The sequence below is a fragment of the Serratia grimesii NBRC 13537 genome, assembly GCF_001590905.1.
GTDB classification, from domain to species: Bacteria; Pseudomonadota; Gammaproteobacteria; order Enterobacterales; family Enterobacteriaceae; genus Serratia; species Serratia grimesii.
This window is the reverse complement of sequence record NZ_BCTT01000007.1, coordinates 171,105-191,386: the sequence shown is the minus strand read 5'-3', so window position 1 is coordinate 191,386 and position 20,282 is coordinate 171,105. Positions and strand designations below refer to the sequence as shown.

Sequence of the window (20,282 nt, the reverse complement as noted above, 5' to 3'; positions counted from 1 at the left end):
TCAATAATTCGAGTTGCATCGCGGCGGCAACCGCACGAATCCGAAGAGCTTGCACAGGCAAGTGATTCGGATGAGAAAGGGCGGCCAACAAAGATGCAGCTTGAAGTGTGGGGGGTAAATAGCCGAAAACGGAAACGAGAATCTCATGAGTGACTACAAGAATACCCTGAACTTGCCGGAAACAGGGTTCCCGATGCGTGGCGATCTGGCCAAGCGCGAACCTGGCATGCTGCAACGTTGGTATGAACAGGATCTGTACGGGATTATTCGTACTGCCAAAAAGGGCAAAAAAACCTTCATTTTGCATGACGGCCCTCCGTATGCGAACGGCAGCATTCACATTGGTCACTCGGTTAACAAGATTCTCAAAGACATTATTATCAAGTCGAAAGGGATGTCCGGCTTCGACTCGCCTTATGTCCCAGGTTGGGACTGCCATGGCCTGCCGATCGAACTGAAAGTCGAACAACTGTACGGTAAGCCGGGCGAGAAACTCACCGCGGCGGAATTCCGTGTCAAATGCCGTGAGTATGCCGCTGAACAAGTTGAAGGCCAGAAGAAAGACTTCATCCGTCTTGGCGTGCTGGGCGACTGGGATCACCCGTATTTGACCATGGACTTCAAAACCGAAGCCAACATCATCCGCGCGCTGGGCAAGATCATCAGCAATGGTCATCTGCTGAAAGGCGCAAAACCGGTGCACTGGTGTACCGATTGCCGTTCTTCGCTGGCAGAAGCGGAAGTGGAATATTACGACAAGACTTCACCGTCTATCGATGTGGCGTTCCACGCGGTTGACGCGGCAGCGGTAGCGGCCAAATTTGGTGTGACCAGCTTCAATGGCCCGATTTCTTTGGTGATCTGGACCACGACCCCATGGACCTTACCTGCTAACCGTGCAATTTCATTGCATCCGGAATTTGCTTATCAACTGGTGCAGGTCGAAGGTCAGTGCCTAGTGCTGGCGGCTGAACTGGTAGAAAGCGTGATGAAACGCGCCGGTATCAGCGCGTGGACCGTACTGGGCAGCTGCAAAGGTGCCGATCTTGACCTGATGCGTTTTGAACACCCATTCATGGGCTTCGACGTACCGGCGATCATGGGTGAGCACGTCACGCTGGACGCGGGTACCGGTGCGGTGCATACCGCAGGTGGCCACGGCCCGGATGACTTTGTTATCAGTCAGAAATACGGTTTGGAAATTGCCAACCCGGTAGGGCCGAACGGTTGTTATCTGCCGGGTACTCATCCGCTGCTGGATGGCAAGTTTGTGTTTAAGGCCAATGATCTGATCGTTGATCTGCTGCGTGAGAAAGGTGCATTGCTGCATGTGGAAAAACTGGTTCACAGTTACCCATGCTGCTGGCGTCACAAAACGCCGATCATCTTCCGTGCAACGCCTCAGTGGTTCATCAGCATGGATCAAAAAGGCCTGCGTAAGCAGTCGCTGGAAGAGATCAAAGGCGTGCAGTGGATCCCAGAGTGGGGCCAGGCGCGCATCGAAACCATGGTCGCTAACCGCCCGGACTGGTGTATTTCACGTCAGCGTACCTGGGGTGTGCCGATGTCACTGTTTGTGCATAAAGACACAGAACAACTGCACCCACGCAGCGTAGAGCTGATGGAAGAAGTGGCAAAACGTGTTGAGCAAGATGGTATTCAGGCCTGGTGGGATCTGGACGCAGCCGACATTCTCGGCGCGGATGCTGCCGACTACGTGAAAGTGCCAGATACCCTGGACGTGTGGTTCGACTCCGGTTCGACCCACTCTTCCGTAGTCGACGTTCGCCCTGAGTTCAATGGTCATGGCGCCGACATGTATCTGGAAGGCTCTGACCAACACCGCGGCTGGTTCATGTCATCACTGATGATCTCAACCGCCATGAAAGGTAAAGCGCCGTATAAAGAAGTGCTGACTCACGGTTTCACCGTGGACGGTCAGGGCCGTAAAATGTCCAAGTCCATCGGCAACACCATCAGTCCACAAGATGTGATGAACAAGCTGGGCGGCGACATCCTGCGTCTGTGGGTAGCCTCTACCGACTACACCGGTGAAATCGCGGTATCTGACGAGATCTTGAAACGTTCTGCTGATTCTTATCGCCGCATCCGTAACACAGCGCGCTTCTTGCTGGCGAACCTGAACGGGTTCGAACCGAGCACGGATTGCGTTGCACCGGAAGACATGGTGGTACTGGATCGCTGGGCAGTAGGTCGTGCTCTGGCGGCACAACAGGATATCGAACAGGCTTATGCCAACTACGATTTCCATGAAGTAGTGCAACGCCTGATGCAGTTCTGTTCTGTCGAGATGGGCTCCTTCTACCTGGATATCATCAAAGATCGCCAGTACACCGCGAAGAGCGACAGTGTCGCCCGTCGCAGCTGCCAGACTGCTTTGTTCCATATCGCAGAAGCATTGGTACGTTGGATGGCGCCGATCATGTCGTTCACTGCCGATGAAATCTGGGCTTTCCTGCCGGGCAAACGTGCGCAGTACGTGTTCACTGAAGAGTGGTACGACGGCCTGTTTGGTTTGGCTGAAGGCGAAGGCATGAACGATGCTTTCTGGGCTGAACTGCTGAAAGTGCGTGGCGAAGTGAACAAGGTGCTGGAACAGGCACGTGCAGACAAGCGTCTTGGTGGCTCGCTGGAAGCCGCAGTAACGCTGTATGCCGATAGCGAACTGGCTGAACGTCTCAACAGCCTGCAGGATGAGTTGCGCTTCGTGCTGCTGACCTCTGGCGCGCGCGTTGCACCTCTGGCTGATGCGCCAGTAGATGCACTGACGTCAGAACTGGTGAAGGGCCTGAAAATTGCCTTCAGCACCGCTGAGGGTGAGAAATGCCCGCGTTGCTGGCATTACACCACCGATATCGGTTTGGTGGCGGAGCATGCAGATCTCTGCGGCCGCTGTGTTATCAACGTAGCCGGCGACGGCGAAAAGCGTAAGTTTGCCTAATGAGTAAACCTATTTGTTCGACCGGCTTGCGCTGGCTGTGGCTGGTAGTCGTCGTGTTGGTACTGGATTTTGCCAGCAAGCAGTGGATCCTCGGTAACTTTGTGCTGGGCCAGTCTCAGCCATTGATCCCGTCGTTCAATCTGTTCTATGCGCGCAACTACGGTGCTGCGTTCAGTTTCCTCGCCGATCATGGCGGCTGGCAGCGTTGGTTCTTCGCCGGTATTGCGGTGGCTATCGTGGCGGTGCTGTTGGTGATGATGTACCGCAGCAGTGCACAGCAGAAGCTGAACAATATCGCCTATGCTTTTATCATCGGCGGTGCGCTTGGTAACCTGTTCGATCGCTTATGGCACGGTTTTGTTGTCGATTTTATCGACTTCTACGTAGGCGATTGGCATTACCCGACTTTCAACCTTGCAGATAGTTTTATTTGCGTAGGGGCGGCGATGATCGTGCTGGAAGGCTTCTTGTCGCCGGCGAACAAAAGCGCAAAGAGCAAAGGTGAGTAATATGACGGCTCAGGTTAACAGTAGCAGTGAAGTGCTGGTGCACTTCACGCTGAAACTGGAAGATGGTTCGACCGCAGAATCCACCCGCAGCAGTGGCAAACCGGCACTGTTCCGTTTGGGTGATGGCAGTTTGTCCGAGCCGCTGGAAGCACAGTTGCTTGGCCTGAGTGCGGGCGACAAATGTGCTTTTACCTTACAGCCGGAAGCGGCATTTGGTGCAGAGAACCCGGATCTGGTCCAGTTCTTCTCGCGTCGCGATTTCGCGGAAACCGGGGTGCCGGACGTCGGCACAATTATGCTGTTTACCGCTGTCGATGGTAGCGAAATGCCAGGCGTAGTACGTGAAGTGGCGGAAGATTCGATTACCGTTGATTTCAACCATCCGCTGGCGGGCCATCCGGTAACCTTCGATATCGAAGTGCTGGAGATCGATCCGCAGCAGGAGGAGACGCATGCAAATATTGCTGGCTAACCCACGCGGCTTCTGTGCTGGGGTTGATCGTGCGATCAGTATCGTTGAACGTGCGCTGGAAATTTACGGCGCGCCTATCTATGTACGCCACGAAGTGGTGCATAACCGCTATGTGGTAGATAGCCTGCGTGAGCGCGGGGCGGTGTTCATTGAGGAAATCACCGAAGTGCCGGATGGGTCTATTTTGATCTTCTCGGCGCACGGTGTTTCTCAGGCGGTACGAGCAGAAGCCAAAGCACGTGATTTGACCATGCTGTTTGATGCAACTTGCCCACTGGTAACCAAAGTACATATGGAAGTGGCGCGAGCCAGTCGCCGTGGTACCGAGGCGATCCTGATTGGTCATGCGGGCCATCCAGAAGTGGAAGGCACCATGGGCCAGTACAGTAACCCTAAAGGGGGCATGTACCTGGTCGAGTCGCCAGATGATGTGTGGAAGCTGCAGGTGAAGGATGAGAGCAACCTGTGCTTTATGACACAAACCACATTGTCGGTGGATGATACGTCTGACGTGATCGATGCATTGCGCAAGCGCTTCCCGAGCATTATCGGCCCGCGTAAGGACGATATCTGCTACGCCACCACTAACCGTCAGGAAGCAGTACGTAACCTGGCTGGTGATGCGGATGTGGTTCTGGTTGTGGGGTCGAAAAACTCGTCTAACTCTAACCGTCTGGCGGAGTTGGCTCAGCGTGTCGGCGAGCCGGCATATCTGATTGACTCCGCGGCTGACATTCAGGAAGCCTGGCTGAAAGGTGCCCGTAATATTGGTGTTACCGCCGGAGCATCCGCACCTGACGTGTTGGTTCAGGATGTGATCAGTCGTCTGAAGGCGCTGGGTGGTGCTAACGTGCAGGAAGTCAGTGGACGCGAAGAGAACATCGTGTTTGAAGTGCCGAAAGAGCTGCGGGTTGATATCAAGCAGGTTGAATAAGCATCAGCTACAAATAAGATAACGGGGAGCCTAGGCTCCCCGTTTTGCTTTTGGGGGCGGTGCCAGGAAATAAAAGTATAACGTTGAGTAGGGAAATGGGGCTAATTCAAATTTTCTGCTATTTAAAGTCAAATTTGTTCTGACAATTTGAATTAATGATAGAGGAAATACTTATATAGGAAGTGAGAGAGTTATTAAGGATAATATCATTAGTCTGCAATCTAAATGAGCTCTGGTGCTGGTCAGCAATGGGCTGAAAAGTTAAATAACTAAATTAAGTGGTGTTACGGAAACTTCTTATTTCATTAAGTTCTGAACTGCTCTAAAGAATGCTTCTCTTTTTTCTGTAAATGGATTTTCATATGCTCTAATAAACGGCGAACTTTTAATGGTTGGCTGTCCCTTCTTGGCATAATGGCATAGCAATTAATATCGGGTAATCGCCACTCGGGTAACACTTCCACCAAATCACCGTTGTGTAATTCACGCTCAACATTGACAAAGAAATTACGGATGATTCCTTTGCCAGCCAGTGCCAATTCTTTCATCGCCATGCCGTTATTGGTAAATAAACGTCCGGTCATTCGCAACCGATGTTCTGCACCGTCATGGTGGAGCAGGCGAACAAACTGCGGATTGCCCAAGGGAGTAAAAGTGACCCATTGGTGGTGGGTTAGTGACTGAGGACTATCGGGTATGCCGTGGCTGGCAAGGTAGGTTGGAGAGGCACACAGGACTTCGCGAAAGCGTGCCAGCCGGGTCGAGACGTAACTGGAGTCGGCTAACACACCACCACGAATTGCCAGATCAATGCGTTGGCCTATCAGGTCGATTTTTTCGTCATGAATCTCCAATCTCAGTGTGATCCGTGGGTGTTCGTCCAGGAAGCTTTGCAGCGCCGGCACCAGATAATGGGTGGCAAACTCCGTGGAGGTGGCGACGCGCAATTCCCCCGCCAGTTCGCCGCGCAGGGCAGCGATACGCTGCTGTCCCCGTTCGGCTGCATGGATCATCAGTACACAATCCTCATAAAAACACAGTCCGGCCTCGGTCAGGCTCAATGAACGAGTAGAACGTAGAAGTAATTGAATGCCCAGTTCGGTTTCCAGCAAGCGGATATGCTGGCTGACGGCGGAAGTAGTAATGCCTAATTCTTTGGCTGCCATGCTGAACGCGCCGCAATCGACAACTTTAGAAAAAATGGCCATGCGTTTTAGAATATTACTCATAGTTTGTTAAGTTCAACTTAACCAAGATTGTGAATTATACGGGCTAATAATATAGCATTTTCTCTTCTATATTGCCTGAAGCAGATAAATCGTGAGGGCAGACTTATTTCCCGAGCGTCATCTCTCTTTTTGATAAGTCTTATTGCGTTTGCGAATAAATTGCCTGCGCCACATCTGAACAGGAGTTAATTGTGGATAGTGCTCGTATTAATACAATATCGTTAAAAATCCTTCATGAGCTATTGCAATATCGACGTCGGTTCCCAGGATTGGAAACCTCAAACAATGAGGAAGAACATGCCGTTTCTCAGGTACAATTACCGCGTATCCGTGCATTTATTGAAAACCAACAGCGTATTGAATTTGTACTCCCGGCCTTCCCAACAAAATCACCTAATACTAATAAGGTGATTGGTTCGGTGCCCGATATGGCAGAACGGCTGTCGCTGATATTCCTTAATTCTCTCTGCCAGCGTATTCAGCTTTATTACCCGCCAGGTGCGCATATCGTCATCTGTTCTGACGGTCATGTTTTCGGTGATTTGATCCGCGTCAGCGACGACGCCATTAACCATTATCAGCGCGAAATTGAAAACTTGTTACACGAAGTTGGGGCGACTCACCTGAGCGTGTTCAACCTGGGCGACGTGGAAGGGTTGGCCGAACATACCGGTGATTACGATCTCCTGCGTCAGTTGCTGGTCGACGGCTATGCCGAATCGGAAACGACGATCAAACAACAGTTGATGCAGGATGAACAAGGGTTACAGCTGTATCGTGCCATCACCCGCTTTTTGTATGAAGACAGTCAACTTCCTGATTACGTTGGTTCCAACGCGGCGCTGCAAAAAGATGCCAAACAACGTGCGTGTGGCGTGATACAGCGTAGCTGGGCTTGGGGCAATTTGTTGGCCCAGCATTTCCCATCGGCGATACGCTTGTCTATTCATCCGCAGCCTTCGGACAGCCTGAAAATGGGCATCCATATGATGCCAACAAAAGATGATTGGCTGACCCCGTGGCACGGTGTAGCGGCGAACATCAACGGACAGTTTGTATTGATGAAGCGCAAGGATGCTCAACAGTTAGCGGGTGAGCTGGTAACGATCCGCGGGACACCCAGCCATTACCTGATCGAACAGCCTCAAATGGCGTAATAGGCCACATTACGCCCGCAATCTTGGCGGGCGTCTTTTAACGGCACGGTTGCCGTGTGAGCAGCAAATTCGATTCAAGGAGAGTTACTGATGGACAATCAAACACTGAACTGCCGCATTGAACTGAATACCCCCTTTGGTGCGGTACTGACCCCTATGCACTCTGGGCAGCACATCAGCGAACTGCCGGTAGCTGCACTGCGGGCATTAGCGCAGCAGCATCATCTGCTGGTGTTGCGCGGCTTTGACTCCGGCTTTAACGACCCACAGGTACTGACTCATTATGCCGAGGGGTGGGGAGACATTATGATGTGGCCGTTCGGTGCTGTGTTGGACGTGAAAGAACACCCGGACGCCAAGGACCACATTTTCGACAGCAGTTATGTGCCACTGCATTGGGATGGTATGTACAAGCCGACCATTCCAGAATTCCAGCTGTTCCACTGCGTCGCTGCACCTTCACAGGATGAAGGCGGGCGGACTACCTTTGTAGATACCACACGCTTGCTGGCCAATGCCGATGAATCACTATTGGCCCAATGGCTGACGGTATCGATCTCCTACCGTATTAAGCAGGTGGTGCACTATGGCGGTGAGGTATGTTCGCCACTGGTGGTGACGCATCCAAGCGGCCATGGGCAGATCATGCGTTACAACGAGCCACCGACCGAGGGCAAGAAATTCCTGAATCAGCATGCTTTGGAATACCACGGCGTGCCGCAAGATCAACAGGAGGCTTTCCATCAGACGTTGCAGCAGCACCTGTACGATCCGCGCCACTATTATGCCCATCAATGGCAGCAGGGTGACGTGGTCATAGCTGACAACTTCTCATTATTGCACGGCCGTGAAGGTTTCACGGCCCGTTCCGCACGCCATTTGCAGCGCGTGCATATTCAGAGTAACCCGGTGTGCGCCAATCTGGCGCTGAAGCCGGCTAACGCAGAGGTTTAACCCGTTATGGCATGTATTCTGATGACCGCGGTGGCAACGCCGGGTCATGTTTATCCGATGCTGAGCATTGCTCGACACCTGATTGCGCAAGGGCATCAGGTTCGGGTGATGACCGGTGCCCTGTTTCGTGAACGTGCCGAAGCAGCTGGCGCGCAATTTATCGCCTTTGATGAGCGGGTGGATTTTGATTACCGCTATCTTGAACAGCACTTTCCAGAGCGTGCTGCGTTGCCTCCCGGTAATGCACAGATGGCGTTAGCGCTGAAAGATTTTTTTGCTGCGCCGATCCCACTATTGGATCAGCAATTACGCATCGCGATTACGGCTGAGCCCACGGATTTGTTGATGGTGGAAAACTGCTTCTATGGCGTGTTGCCACTGCTGCAGACGATGGATCGTCCCCCGGTGCTCGGCATTGGCGTGACACCGTTGTCGTATTCTTCAACGGATTCGATCTTCTACGGGCCGCGTATACCCCCCGCATTATTGCCTCGTGATCTGCTGCGTGAGCAACTGGTGGATGATGCGACCCGTTTGCTCATCGATGAAGTGCAACAGCGTTTTGATGTTGCGATGGCTCAATCCGGCGGTAAGCCACTGCAACAAGCGTTTACTGATGCATTGATTGGCGGCTGTGATCGCTTTTTGCAACTGGCCACCCCGGCGCTGGAATATCCCCGTGACGATTTGCCTGACAGCGTGCGCTTTATCGGTCCATTACGCCATGTAGCGACGGCGGAGCAGACTCCAGACCTCTGGGATGAGTCAGATCGTCGTCCGTTGGTGATCGTCTCGCAGGGCACGCTGGCGAATGTCGATCTGCACCAGTTGATTGTGCCAACACTGAAGGCGCTGTCGCAGTTACCAGTGCGGGTTTTGGCGACCACTGGCGGGCGTTCGGTCGAAGCACTGTTGGCGTTGTTGCCTGCCAACGCCAAGGTACAAGAGTTTATCTCTTTCGATCACTGGTTGCCGCAGGCGGCGCTGCTGATCACCAATGGCGGTTACGGTTCGATCAACGCCGCGTTGGATCACGGTGTCCCCTTGATTGTCGCCGGTACGGGGGAGGATAAACTCGAGGCAGCTACGCGGGTGGTCGCTGCGGGCTGTGGGGTAAACCTACAGACCAGCAATCCGGATGAAGCGCAGTTGAGGCAGGCTGTGCAGCAGATTCTGGCACAACCACTGTATCGACAGCGTGCGGCGCTGGTCCAGGCTGATTATGCTCGTCATGATGCGCTGGCGATGATCGCTGAGGAAGTGGTGGCATTAACCGGGTGAACAACCCGTTTCATGACCTTTTAGGCACCCTTCGTGGTGCCTTTTTTATGCAGTTTTATCCAGTCAAAACTGCATGATTATGTACAATCGCGAATGGGTGTTTATTGCAGCGAATGTTAACCCATTGACAGCATTACTGATGAAAAGCAGGGAATATCATAATTTTCTAATTATGAAATGAATCCTCTGGTGGTGATAAGGTGTGGCAGTTAACCTGAACCAATATCCCCACTATATTTGAAGTGGCATCTGTGTTGGCTGTGTTCACTCACCCGTAAGAGTACGTTCATCGGGGAAAACGCCTTTGCAGCCTGGGTGTCGCTCTGATTATCTCGGGTGCTGATATCACAATGACAAGAGAGCATGTATGACTGATTCACAAATCCGCATTGCGATTGCGGGTTCCGGCGGCCGTATGGGTCGTCAATTGATCCAGGCGGTACAACAGACGCCTGGTGTGGTGCTGGGTGCGGCGATTTCACGCCCGGGTTCAAGTCTGATCGGTGTTGATGCTGGTGAACTGGCAGGCATCGGTACGTTGGGCGTGGCTGTTAGCGACAGTCTGGAAAGCGTTGTCGATGATTTTGATATTCTGATCGACTTCACTCGTCCGGAAAGCTCCCTGGTGTATCTGGCTTTCTGCGTCGAGCATAAAAAAGCTATCGTGATCGGCACCACCGGTTTTGACGATGCGGGCAAAGATGCCATCCGCGCTGCTGGCGAGCAGATTGGTGTCGTGTTTGCTGCCAACTTTAGTGTGGGCGTTAATCTGGTGCTGAAACTGTTGGAAAAAGCTGCCCAAGTGATGGGTGACTATACCGATATTGAAATTGTAGAAGCACATCACCGCCATAAAGTGGATGCCCCGTCAGGGACCGCGCTGGCGATGGGGGAAGCGATCGCCGGTGCGCTAGGGCGTGATCTTAAGGAGTGCGCCGTGTATGCACGTGAAGGTTATACCGGCGAGCGTGACCCAAAGAGTATCGGCTTTGCCACTATTCGTGCTGGCGACATTGTTGGTGAACACACAGCCATGTTTGCCGACATTGGCGAGCGGGTGGAAATCACCCATAAAGCCTCCAGTCGCATGACTTTTGCCAGTGGCGCAGTTAAAGCCGCTATATGGTTGAATGACTGTGATAAAGGTCTGTTTGATATGCGTGATGTACTGGGTCTTGACCAGTTGTAATTAATTTATACACCATCGTGATGTGGTTGTATTAATCATAACCATATGATTAAAGGGCAATAATTTTATTGTCCTTTTTTTTAACATGAAAAATGATGTCTTCGTCATAATTATTGTTAGTGACGTGTATTTGTTTGTGTTTTTGTGGGTTTTTTCGTTCGTAATAGGCTTTGGTGATGTTTTCAACCCGATATTGGGTCTTCATTATTGCTATTTTCTGTCATCCCATCCCGCAACCGTTTACCAGCCCGAGTTTAGCGGTGTTTTTATGGCGACTGAGGCTATTAAACGCCGAGAAGTGCAAAAATAAGAGAAAAAATGGCGCTTTGGGTAGACAAGTGAAGCACTCATCATTAAAATGCGCCCAATTTGCCAAAAATTGACCTTGAGGGCGGTTTTTGCATTGATTTAGATCGCGATATCTGAATTAATATGCAAATATTGTGATTGATTATTCCTTGGAGGGTGTTTTGATTAAGTCAGCGCTATTGGTTCTCGAAGACGGAACCCAATTCCACGGTCGGGCCATCGGGGCAGAGGGTACGGCAGTGGGGGAAGTGGTCTTCAATACGTCGATGACCGGTTATCAAGAAATCCTCACTGATCCTTCCTACTCCCGCCAGATCGTTACTCTTACTTATCCCCATATCGGCAATGTCGGCACCAATGCTTCCGACGAAGAATCCTCCGCAGTACACGCCCAAGGCCTCGTCATTCGTGACCTCCCACTGATTGCCAGCAACTACCGCAACGAAGAAGGCCTGTCTGATTACCTGAAGCGTCATAACATCGTGGCGATTGCCGATATTGATACCCGCAAGCTGACTCGCCTGCTGCGTGAGAAGGGTGCTCAGAACGGTTGCATCATCGCCGCTGACACACCGGATGCTGCTTTGGCGTTAGCGAAGGCGAAAGCCTTCCCAGGCCTGAAAGGCATGGATCTGGCTAAAGAAGTGACCACCCAGGAAGCTTACAGCTGGCAGCAGGGTAGCTGGACACTTGAAGGCGAACTGCCGGAAGCCAAAACAGCTTCTGAACTGCCATTCCACGTTGTGGCATATGATTACGGCGCCAAGCGCAACATCCTGCGTATGCTGGTGGATCGCGGCTGCCGTCTGACGGTAGTACCGGCACAGACCCCGGCAGATGATGTATTGAAGATGAATCCGGATGGTATTTTCCTGTCCAACGGCCCAGGTGACCCAGAGCCCTGTGATTACGCTATCACGGCGATTAAACAGTTCCTGGAGACCGACATTCCGGTGTTTGGCATCTGCCTTGGCCATCAGTTACTGGCACTGGCTAGCGGCGCAAAAACCGTGAAGATGAAGCTTGGTCACCACGGCGGCAATCACCCTGTGAAAGACCTGGATAACGACTGCGTCATGATTACTGCGCAGAACCACGGTTTTGCGGTGGACGAAAATAACCTGCCGGCCGAACTGCGCATCACGCATAAATCCTTGTTTGACCACACGGTGCAGGGCATTCACCGCACCGATAAAGCAGCGTTTAGCTTCCAGGGTCACCCTGAAGCCAGCCCGGGCCCACATGATGCCGCGCCGCTGTTCGATCACTTTATCGAACTGATCGAGACTTACCGTTCTAACGCCAAATAATCAGGAGCAGTAAAAAATGCCAAAACGTACAGACATAAAAAGCATCCTGATCCTCGGCGCTGGCCCGATTGTTATCGGCCAGGCGTGTGAGTTCGACTACTCGGGTGCCCAGGCGTGTAAAGCGCTGCGCGAAGAGGGTTACCGGGTAATTCTGGTGAACTCCAACCCGGCCACCATCATGACCGACCCGGAAATGGCAGATGCGACCTACATCGAGCCAATCCACTGGGAAGTGGTGCGTAAAATCATCGAAAAAGAGCGTCCAGATGCCGTGCTGCCGACCATGGGCGGTCAGACCGCACTGAACTGTGCACTGGAGCTGGAACGTCAGGGCGTGCTGGCCGAGTTTGGCGTGACCATGATTGGCGCGACCGCTGACGCGATCGATAAAGCTGAAGATCGTCGCCGTTTTGACGTAGCAATGAAGAAAATCGGTCTGGACACCGCGCGTTCAGGCATCGCACACAACATGGAAGAAGCGCTGGCGGTTGCCGCTGACGTTGGCTTCCCATGCATCATCCGTCCTTCCTTTACGATGGGGGGCACCGGTGGCGGCATCGCTTATAACCGCGAAGAGTTCGAAGAGATCTGCGAACGCGGTCTGGACTTGTCACCAACCAAAGAGCTGTTGATTGACGAGTCGCTGATTGGCTGGAAAGAATACGAGATGGAGGTGGTGCGCGATAAGAATGATAACTGCATCATCGTCTGCTCGATTGAAAACTTCGACGCCATGGGCATCCATACCGGTGACTCAATCACCGTAGCACCGGCGCAGACGCTGACCGACAAAGAATACCAAATCATGCGTAACGCCTCGATGGCGGTGCTGCGTGAAATCGGCGTGGAAACCGGCGGCTCCAACGTGCAGTTCTCGGTTAACCCGAAAACTGGCCGTTTGATCGTCATCGAAATGAACCCGCGCGTGTCCCGTTCTTCGGCATTGGCGTCGAAAGCTACTGGCTTCCCGATTGCTAAAATCGCCGCCAAGCTGGCGGTGGGGTATACGCTCGATGAACTGATGAACGACATCACGGGTGGTCGTACGCCTGCATCGTTTGAACCGTCTATCGACTACGTTGTGACTAAAATCCCTCGTTTCAACTTCGAGAAATTTGCCGGTGCTAACGACCGTTTGACCACGCAAATGAAATCCGTTGGAGAAGTGATGGCCATTGGCCGCACCCAACAAGAGTCGCTGCAAAAAGCCCTGCGCGGTCTGGAAGTCGGTGCCACAGGTTTTGACCCGAAAGTCAGCCTGGATGACCCGGAAGCGTTGACCAAAATTCGTCGTGAGCTGAAAGATGCGGGCTCTGACCGTATCTGGTACATCGCTGACGCCTTCCGTGCCGGCCTGTCAGTTGACGGTGTATTCAACCTGACCAACGTTGACCGCTGGTTCCTGGTACAGATTGAAGAACTGGTGCGCCTGGAAGAGCAGGTGGCCGAAACCGGCATCAACGGCCTGACCCAAGAGTTCCTGCGTACCCTGAAGCGTAAAGGCTTCGCTGATGCACGTTTGGCCACTTTGGCTGGCGTCGCCGAAAGCGAAATCCGCAAACTGCGCCACGGTTATGGCCTGCATCCGGTTTACAAACGTGTGGATACCTGCGCAGCAGAGTTCGCCACCGACACCGCTTACATGTACTCCACCTATGAAGAAGAGTGTGAGTCCAACCCGACCAATGACCGTCCGAAAGTGATAGTGCTGGGCGGTGGTCCGAACCGTATCGGCCAAGGCATTGAGTTCGACTACTGTTGCGTACACGCCTCGCTGGCGCTGCGTGAAGATGGTTACGAAACCATTATGGTCAACTGTAACCCGGAAACCGTGTCTACCGACTACGACACCTCTGACCGCCTGTACTTCGAGCCGGTGACGCTGGAAGACGTGCTGGAAATCGTGCGCATCGAGAAACCGAAAGGCGTGATCGTGCAATACGGCGGCCAGACTCCGTTGAAGTTGGCGCGTGAGCTGGAAGCAGCAGGTGTGCCGATTATCGGTACCAGCCCGGATGCCATTGACCGTGCCGAAGACCGTGAGCGTTTCCAACAAGCGGTGCATCGTCTGGGCCTGAAACAGCCGGCTAATGCCACTGTTGCCACCATCGAACAAGCGGTGGAGAAAGCGGCGGGCATCGGTTATCCGCTGGTAGTGCGTCCATCCTATGTGCTGGGTGGCCGTGCGATGGAAATCGTGTATGACGACATCGACCTGCGTCGTTATTTCCAGAACGCGGTCAGCGTTTCTAACGACGCGCCAGTGCTGCTGGACCGCTTCCTGGATGACGCGGTAGAAGTCGACGTCGACGCCATTTGCGACGGCGAGCGGGTGCTGATTGGCGGCATCATGGAACACATCGAACAGGCGGGCGTGCACTCCGGTGACTCCGCTTGCTCACTGCCGGCGTACACCCTGAGCAAAGAAATTCAGGATGTTATGCGTCAGCAGGTTGAGAAATTGGCGTTTGAGCTGCAAGTTCGTGGCCTGATGAACGTGCAGTTTGCTGTGAAGAATAACGAAGTCTACCTGATTGAAGTCAACCCACGTGCAGCACGTACCGTGCCGTTCGTCTCCAAAGCGACAGGTGTACCCTTGGCCAAGGTGGCTGCGCGTGTGATGGCAGGCAAAACACTGGCTGAGCAGGGCGTGACGGAAGAAGTTATCCCGCCGTACTACTCAGTGAAAGAAGTGGTGTTGCCGTTCAACAAATTCCCAGGCGTTGACCCGATTTTAGGGCCAGAAATGCGCTCTACCGGGGAAGTGATGGGCGTTGGGCGCACCTTCGCAGAAGCCTTCTCCAAGGCGATGCTTGGTAGCCAGTCAGGCATGAAAAAACAGGGCCGTGCACTGCTGTCAGTACGTGAAGGCGATAAAGCCCGCGTGGTGGATTTGGCCGCAAGCCTGCTGAAACAGGGTTTCGAGCTGGATGCAACTCACGGCACCGCAGTGGTATTGGGCGAGGCGGGGATTAACCCACGTCTGGTCAATAAGGTGCATGAAGGTCGTCCGCACATTCAGGACCGTATCAAGAATGGCGAGTACACCTACATCGTTAACACCACGGCCGGTCGTCAGGCGATTGAGGATTCCAAGCTGATTCGCCGCAGTGCACTGCAGTATAAAGTGCATTACGACACGACCCTGAACGGCGGCTTTGCCACCGCGATGGCGCTGAAGGCAGATCCAACCGAGCAAGTCACTTCGGTACAAGAGCTGCACGCACGCATCGGTAAGTAATCTCCCATTGCCATAACATCAGGGCGCCGCAGTTAACTGCAGCGCCCTTTTTTATCTCTTTCAGTCAATTTGTTGTGTCGCGTTAAAAATTTCCGCTATCAATCAATACGTAAACTGTCACTCTTGTGATTGGTATATGCTTGAAGTATTGGCAAGGAACGAAGGAACGACGACAACCATGATCCTGATTATTTACGCCCATCCGTATCCACGGCATTCCCATGCCAACCAACGTCTGTTACAGGCGGTAAAGGATCTTCCCGAGGTGGAAGTCCGTTCGTTGTATGAGCTGTATCCCGATTTCAACATCGATATCAATGCTGAGCAGCAAGCCTTGGAGCGCGCCGATCTGGTGGTGCTGCAACACCCGATACAGTGGTATAGCCAACCGCCGCTACTGAAACTGTGGATTGATAAAGTGCTGGAGCATGGCTGGGCTTATGGCCATGAAGGCGATGCTTTGGTGGGGAAAGATGTCCTCTGGGCCGTTACCAGTGGTGGGGATGAACACCATTTTGAACTGGGTGATTACCCCAATTTTGCAGCATTGGCACAACCACTGCAGGCGACAGCATTGTATTGTGGCATGAACTGGCAGCCCTACTTTGCCGTGCATAACACCTTTACTTGCAATGAACCGGCGTTGATTGCTGCCGGTGAGGCTTACCGCCAGCGTTTAGTTGCATATCTGATGGAACACAGTGAACCGGCGGAGCAGGGAGTTGAGCATGGATAATCACAACATGATGATTGAGGGGCTGATCTATCTGGGATCGGCTGCGCTGTTCGTGCCGATTGCGGTACGACTCGGCCTGGGATCGGTACTCGGCTATCTGATTGCCGGCTGTATTATTGGTCCCTGGGGATTGAAATTGGTGTCCGACGCAGAGTCGATCCTCACCTTTGCCGAGATCGGCGTCGTGCTGATGCTGTTTATCATTGGGTTGGAGTTGGATCCGAAACGATTGTGGACGTTGCGGGCGTCGGTATTTGGCGGCGGCATTATTCAGATGGCGGCTTGCGGGCTAGCGCTGAGTGCTTTTTGTTATTTTCTCGGCCTGGACTGGAAGGTTGCGCTGCTGATTGGTCTGACACTGGCATTGTCCTCCACCGCTATTGCCATGCAGGCGATGAGTGAACGTAATCTGACACCATCGCCAATTGGTCGCAGCGCGTTTGCAGCATTGTTATTCCAGGATATCGCGGCGATCCCTTTGGTAGCGATGATTCCGCTATTGGCCAGCAGCGGTACTGCGACCACGTTGGCATCATTCGCCCTGTCGGCGGCCAAGGTGGTTGGGGCATTGGCGACGGTGGTACTGCTTGGTCGCTATGTCACTCGACCGCTGCTGCACTTTGTTGCCCGTTCCGGTATGCGTGAAGTCTTCAGTGCCGTGGCACTGTTCCTGGTCTTTGGTTTTGGCATTCTGCTGGAAATGGCCGGGCTGTCGATGGCGATGGGGGCTTTCCTCGCAGGGGTGATGTTAGCGAGTTCTGAATACCGCCATGCATTGGAAAGCGATATTCAGCCATTCAAAGGGTTGTTACTCGGGCTGTTCTTCATCGGCGTCGGCATGTCTATCGACTTCGGCACTTTGTTCCACCATCCGCTGCTGATCGCATCGCTACTGTTGGGCTTTATGCTGATCAAGGCAGCGTTGCTGTGGCTGATTGGACCGTGGCTGGGTGTGCCGAAACGTCAGCGTGGCATGTTTGCCATCTTGTTAGGTCAGGGCAGTGAGTTTGCTTTTGTCATCTTTGCGGCTGCGCAACTGGCTGGAGTTTTACCGCCAGAATGGGCCAAGTCGCTGACACTGGCTGTGGCTCTGTCGATGGCGATGACACCGTTGTTGTTAGTGGTGGCCTCACGGCTTGAGAAGAACGCGCCGAAAGACGAACGCCCGGCGGATGAGATTGACGATGAGAATGCCAGCGTAATCATCGCCGGATTTGGTCGTTTCGGTCAGATCGCCGGCCGTTTATTGCTGGCCAATGGCGTGCATACCGTGGTGTTGGACCACGACCCGGACCATATTGAAACACTGCGTAAATTCGACACCAAAGTATTTTATGGCGATGCCACCCGTGCCGATCTACTTGAGGCCGCGGGGGCTGAGCATGCCAAGGTGTTGATTAATGCTATCGATGACGTAGAGGCCAACTTGCAGTTGACCGAACTGGCCAAACGGCACTTCCCGCATCTGAAGGTGGTGGCGCGTGCACGTGACGTCGATCACTGGTATCAGCTGCGGCAGTTGGGGGTGGAAAGCCCGGAACGTGAAACCTTTGAAAGCTCGCTGCGTATCGGTCGTGAAACACTGGAGCTGCTGGGGCTGGATGCCTACGAGGCGCGTGAGAAAGCAGATACCTTCCGGCGTTATAACCTGAAGATGCTGGAAGAAACACTGGAAAATTATCAGGATACTGAATTCCGCCTTGCGAGCCTACAACGTGCCAAAGAGATGCTCAGTGCTGCTATCGAGCAGGACCAAAATCGACTGGCTCGGGTACAGCAAAGTGGTTGGCGTGGCAGTATTGATGGCAAAGCGCCGGAGGATGAAGTGGTGGAAGCCAAAGGATAAATCGAGTGGGCGCAGCGCGGTGCTGCGCCCTGTAACGGAGAGTTAACTCAGTGCGACTTTGATACCTAGTGCAATCAGCATACCGCCCAGCACTTTGTCGACGATCTTCTGAGTCTTTTCCAGCCCACGGCGTACTGGCCCGCTTTGAATAAGGAAGACCAGCGCCGGCCACCAGAGGGCAGACAGCCCCAGGATAATTCCCGCGTACCACAGCTTTTCGCCCAGCCCGGAGTTGATCTGCAATACCTGAGTGAACACGGCCAGGAAGAATAACGTGGCTTTTGGGTTGAGCAGATTGCACAGGTAGCCTTGTACAAAGGCACTTCTCAGGCTCACCTGCTGTTGTGGCAGATTGCTGACATTCATCTTGCTGCCGCCGCGTGAAAGCAACGCCTGAATCCCAACCCAGATCAGGTATACCGCCCCAGCGTATTTCAACACGTTGAACAGCCATGGCGTGGTGGTGATCACCACGGCCAAGCCGGCAACACAGTAAGACATGTGGGTTGCGACGCCGCAGAACACACCGAAGGCGGTCATCATGGCGGCCAGTCGCGGATAACGGGCCGCGTTCTTGATCACCAGGAAAAAATCCGGACCTGGTGATAGCATCCCCAAGGCTGCAATACCGGCAACGAATAGCGAAGTTTCAAGCATGATTTGACTCTCTGCACAAAAGGCCTAATTGCGCTGATAATAACGCTGCTTCTCCTGATGCGCATCAACCAAATGAGGTAATGTTTGGCAATAAGATGAACATTATTTTGATGAACCAGGGGCCCCCATGCAGCAGCCGACCACCACCGACACCCCGCCGCCGCAGCGGCAACAGCGTGAAATCACCCGTCTGTGTATTCAATGCGCCTTGCTGTTGTTACAGCATGGGGCGGAAAGTATGGTGGTGGAGCAGTTGTCGACGCGTTTGGGGTTGGCATTGGGCATGGACAGCGTAGAAAGTTCGATATCGGCCAACGCGGTGGTGTTGACGACCCTCAGTCACGGTGAATGCTTAACCACGACACGCAAGAACGTCGATCGCGGCATCAATATGCAGATGGTGACCGAGGTGCAACATATCGTTATTTTGGCAGAACACCGGCTGGCGGATGCACACGACGTGGCCCGCCGTCTCCAGAAAATTCGCCCGCTTCGCTATCCACGCTGGCTGGTGGTGTTGATGGTGGCGTTATCTTGCGGTTGCTTCAGCATGCTCAACGGTGGCGATCAAAAAGCGTTTGCCGTGACCTTTATCGCCAGTGGTCTGGCCATGTCGGTGCGCCAAATGCTGACCGCCCGCCACATGAATCCGTTGATCAATTTTTGTCTGACGGCCTTTGTCGCCACTTCGGTTTCCGGCTTGCTGCTGCGATTGCCGGTATTCAGCCAAACCTCCACGGTGGCGATGGCTGCCAGCGTGCTGCTGCTGGTACCCGGGTTCCCACTGATTAACGCGGTCGCCGATATGTTTAAGGGGCACATTAATACCGGCTTGGCGCGTTGGGCGATGGCGAGTTTGCTGACGCTGGCCACTTGTATCGGTGTAGTGATGGCGATGTCGCTGTGGGATCTGCGGGGGTGGTCATGAGTTTGCTTTGGGCCTTACTGCAGGACATGTTGCTGGCGGCGGTACCGGCGCTGGGTTTTGCCATGGTATTTAACGTGCCGGTGCGCGCGCTGCGTTATTGTGCACTGCTTGGCGCAGTAGGCCACGGTTCACGCATGCTGATGATGCACGCAGGAATGAACATCGAATGGGCCACGTTTTTGGCATCGATTTTGATCGGTATGATCGGTATTTACTGGTCGCGCTGGCTGTTGGCACACCCGAAGGTGTTTACCGTGGCGGCAGTGATTCCGATGTTCCCAGGGATACCGGCTTATACTGCGATGATCTCGGTGGTGGAAATTTCGCATCTGGGTTATAGCGAGGCGCTGATGGCCACCCTGATGAGTAACTTCCTCAAGGCCTGTTTTATCGTCGGCGCGTTATCGATCGGGCTGTCATTACCCGGGCTGTGGCTATATCGGAAACGCCCGGGAGTCTAAGCGTGATCAGCCGGTAAAATTGAGTATTAGTTATGCTGATAAGAGCTATCTTATATATTCATATTGCTTGATTAGCCTATCGACGGCAGATAGGGCTTTACGTATAG

General features: G+C 53.3%; 16 protein-coding genes. 14 read left to right on the top strand and 2 right to left on the bottom strand.

The features are described 5' to 3' along the window. The first annotated feature begins 145 nt into the window (after positions 1–145). From ileS to ispH, 4 genes are read left to right on the top strand one after another with little or no spacing between them, the layout of a single operon-like run. A complete protein-coding gene (gene ileS / locus SGR01S_RS10220; RefSeq protein ID WP_061807385.1) occupies positions 146–2,962 on the top strand; it encodes an isoleucine--tRNA ligase in 2,817 nt (938 codons plus the stop codon). Beyond that, complete coding sequence (gene lspA, locus SGR01S_RS10215; RefSeq protein WP_037420684.1) at positions 2,962–3,471, top strand: signal peptidase II; 510 nt, start codon at positions 2,962–2,964, stop codon at positions 3,469–3,471. Before ileS ends, lspA begins: the two co-directional genes overlap by 1 nt. 1 nt (position 3,472) lies before the next feature. Continuing rightward, on the top strand, positions 3,473–3,943 hold the full coding sequence (fkpB, locus tag SGR01S_RS10210; RefSeq protein WP_061807384.1) for an FKBP-type peptidyl-prolyl cis-trans isomerase: 471 nt from the start codon (positions 3,473–3,475) through the stop codon (positions 3,941–3,943). Continuing rightward, on the top strand, positions 3,924–4,877 hold the full coding sequence (gene ispH / locus SGR01S_RS10205) for a 4-hydroxy-3-methylbut-2-enyl diphosphate reductase (RefSeq protein ID WP_061807383.1): 954 nt from the start codon (positions 3,924–3,926) through the stop codon (positions 4,875–4,877). The genes fkpB and ispH overlap by 20 nt, the downstream gene beginning before the upstream one ends. Positions 4,878–5,182: 305 nt before the next feature. Here ispH and SGR01S_RS10200 read toward each other — a convergent pair whose 3' ends face one another. After that, positions 5,183–6,106: a LysR family transcriptional regulator gene (locus SGR01S_RS10200; RefSeq protein WP_061807382.1), complete on the bottom strand. Its 924-nt coding sequence runs from the start codon at positions 6,104–6,106 to the stop codon at positions 5,183–5,185. A 191-nt stretch (positions 6,107–6,297) separates the two neighbouring features. On the opposite strand from SGR01S_RS10200, the gene pvcA reads away from it, so the two are divergent. The 8 genes from pvcA (at position 6,298) to kefC (ending at position 18,129) form a co-directional block, all read left to right on the top strand. Continuing rightward, a complete protein-coding gene (gene pvcA / locus SGR01S_RS10195) occupies positions 6,298–7,263 on the top strand; it encodes an L-tyrosine isonitrile synthase (RefSeq protein WP_061807381.1) in 966 nt (321 codons plus the stop codon). Positions 7,264–7,353: 90 nt separating this feature from the next. Then, positions 7,354–8,217, top strand: coding sequence for a TauD/TfdA dioxygenase family protein (locus tag SGR01S_RS10190; RefSeq protein WP_061807380.1), 864 nt, complete (start codon positions 7,354–7,356; stop codon positions 8,215–8,217). A 6-nt stretch (positions 8,218–8,223) separates the two neighbouring features. Continuing rightward, the gene (locus tag SGR01S_RS10185; protein ID WP_502263831.1) at positions 8,224–9,498 is read left to right on the top strand and encodes a glycosyltransferase; all 1,275 of its coding nucleotides are present in this window, start codon (positions 8,224–8,226) and stop codon (positions 9,496–9,498) included. Between the two features lie 367 nt (positions 9,499–9,865). Next, on the top strand, positions 9,866–10,687 hold the full coding sequence (dapB, locus tag SGR01S_RS10180; protein WP_061807379.1) for a 4-hydroxy-tetrahydrodipicolinate reductase: 822 nt from the start codon (positions 9,866–9,868) through the stop codon (positions 10,685–10,687). Positions 10,688–11,157: 470 nt separating this feature from the next. Then, entirely contained in the window at positions 11,158–12,306 is a 1,149-nt protein-coding gene (gene carA / locus SGR01S_RS10175) for a glutamine-hydrolyzing carbamoyl-phosphate synthase small subunit (protein ID WP_061807446.1), read from the top strand. A 16-nt stretch (positions 12,307–12,322) separates the two neighbouring features. Next, complete coding sequence (carB, locus tag SGR01S_RS10170) at positions 12,323–15,547, top strand: carbamoyl-phosphate synthase large subunit (RefSeq protein ID WP_061807378.1); 3,225 nt, start codon at positions 12,323–12,325, stop codon at positions 15,545–15,547. Between the two features lie 178 nt (positions 15,548–15,725). Next, entirely contained in the window at positions 15,726–16,283 is a 558-nt protein-coding gene (gene kefF / locus SGR01S_RS10165; protein ID WP_061807377.1) for a glutathione-regulated potassium-efflux system oxidoreductase KefF, read from the top strand. Further along, positions 16,276–18,129, top strand: coding sequence for a glutathione-regulated potassium-efflux system protein KefC (gene kefC, locus SGR01S_RS10160; RefSeq protein ID WP_061807376.1), 1,854 nt, complete (start codon positions 16,276–16,278; stop codon positions 18,127–18,129). Before kefF ends, kefC begins: the two co-directional genes overlap by 8 nt. 42 nt (positions 18,130–18,171) lie before the next feature. On the opposite strand, the gene SGR01S_RS10155 is transcribed toward kefC, so the two are convergent. Continuing rightward, positions 18,172–18,786, bottom strand: a complete 615-nt coding sequence (locus SGR01S_RS10155; RefSeq protein WP_061807375.1) for a LysE family translocator — start codon at positions 18,784–18,786, stop codon at positions 18,172–18,174. A gap of 127 nt (positions 18,787–18,913) precedes the next feature. On the opposite strand from SGR01S_RS10155, the gene SGR01S_RS10150 reads away from it, so the two are divergent. Together SGR01S_RS10150 and SGR01S_RS10145 are read left to right on the top strand one after the other, a co-directional pair. Further along, entirely contained in the window at positions 18,914–19,714 is an 801-nt protein-coding gene (locus SGR01S_RS10150) for a threonine/serine exporter family protein (RefSeq protein WP_061807374.1), read from the top strand. Further along, entirely contained in the window at positions 19,711–20,175 is a 465-nt protein-coding gene (locus tag SGR01S_RS10145; protein WP_061807373.1) for a threonine/serine exporter, read from the top strand. The genes SGR01S_RS10150 and SGR01S_RS10145 overlap by 4 nt, the downstream gene beginning before the upstream one ends. Positions 20,176–20,282 lie beyond the last annotated feature (107 nt).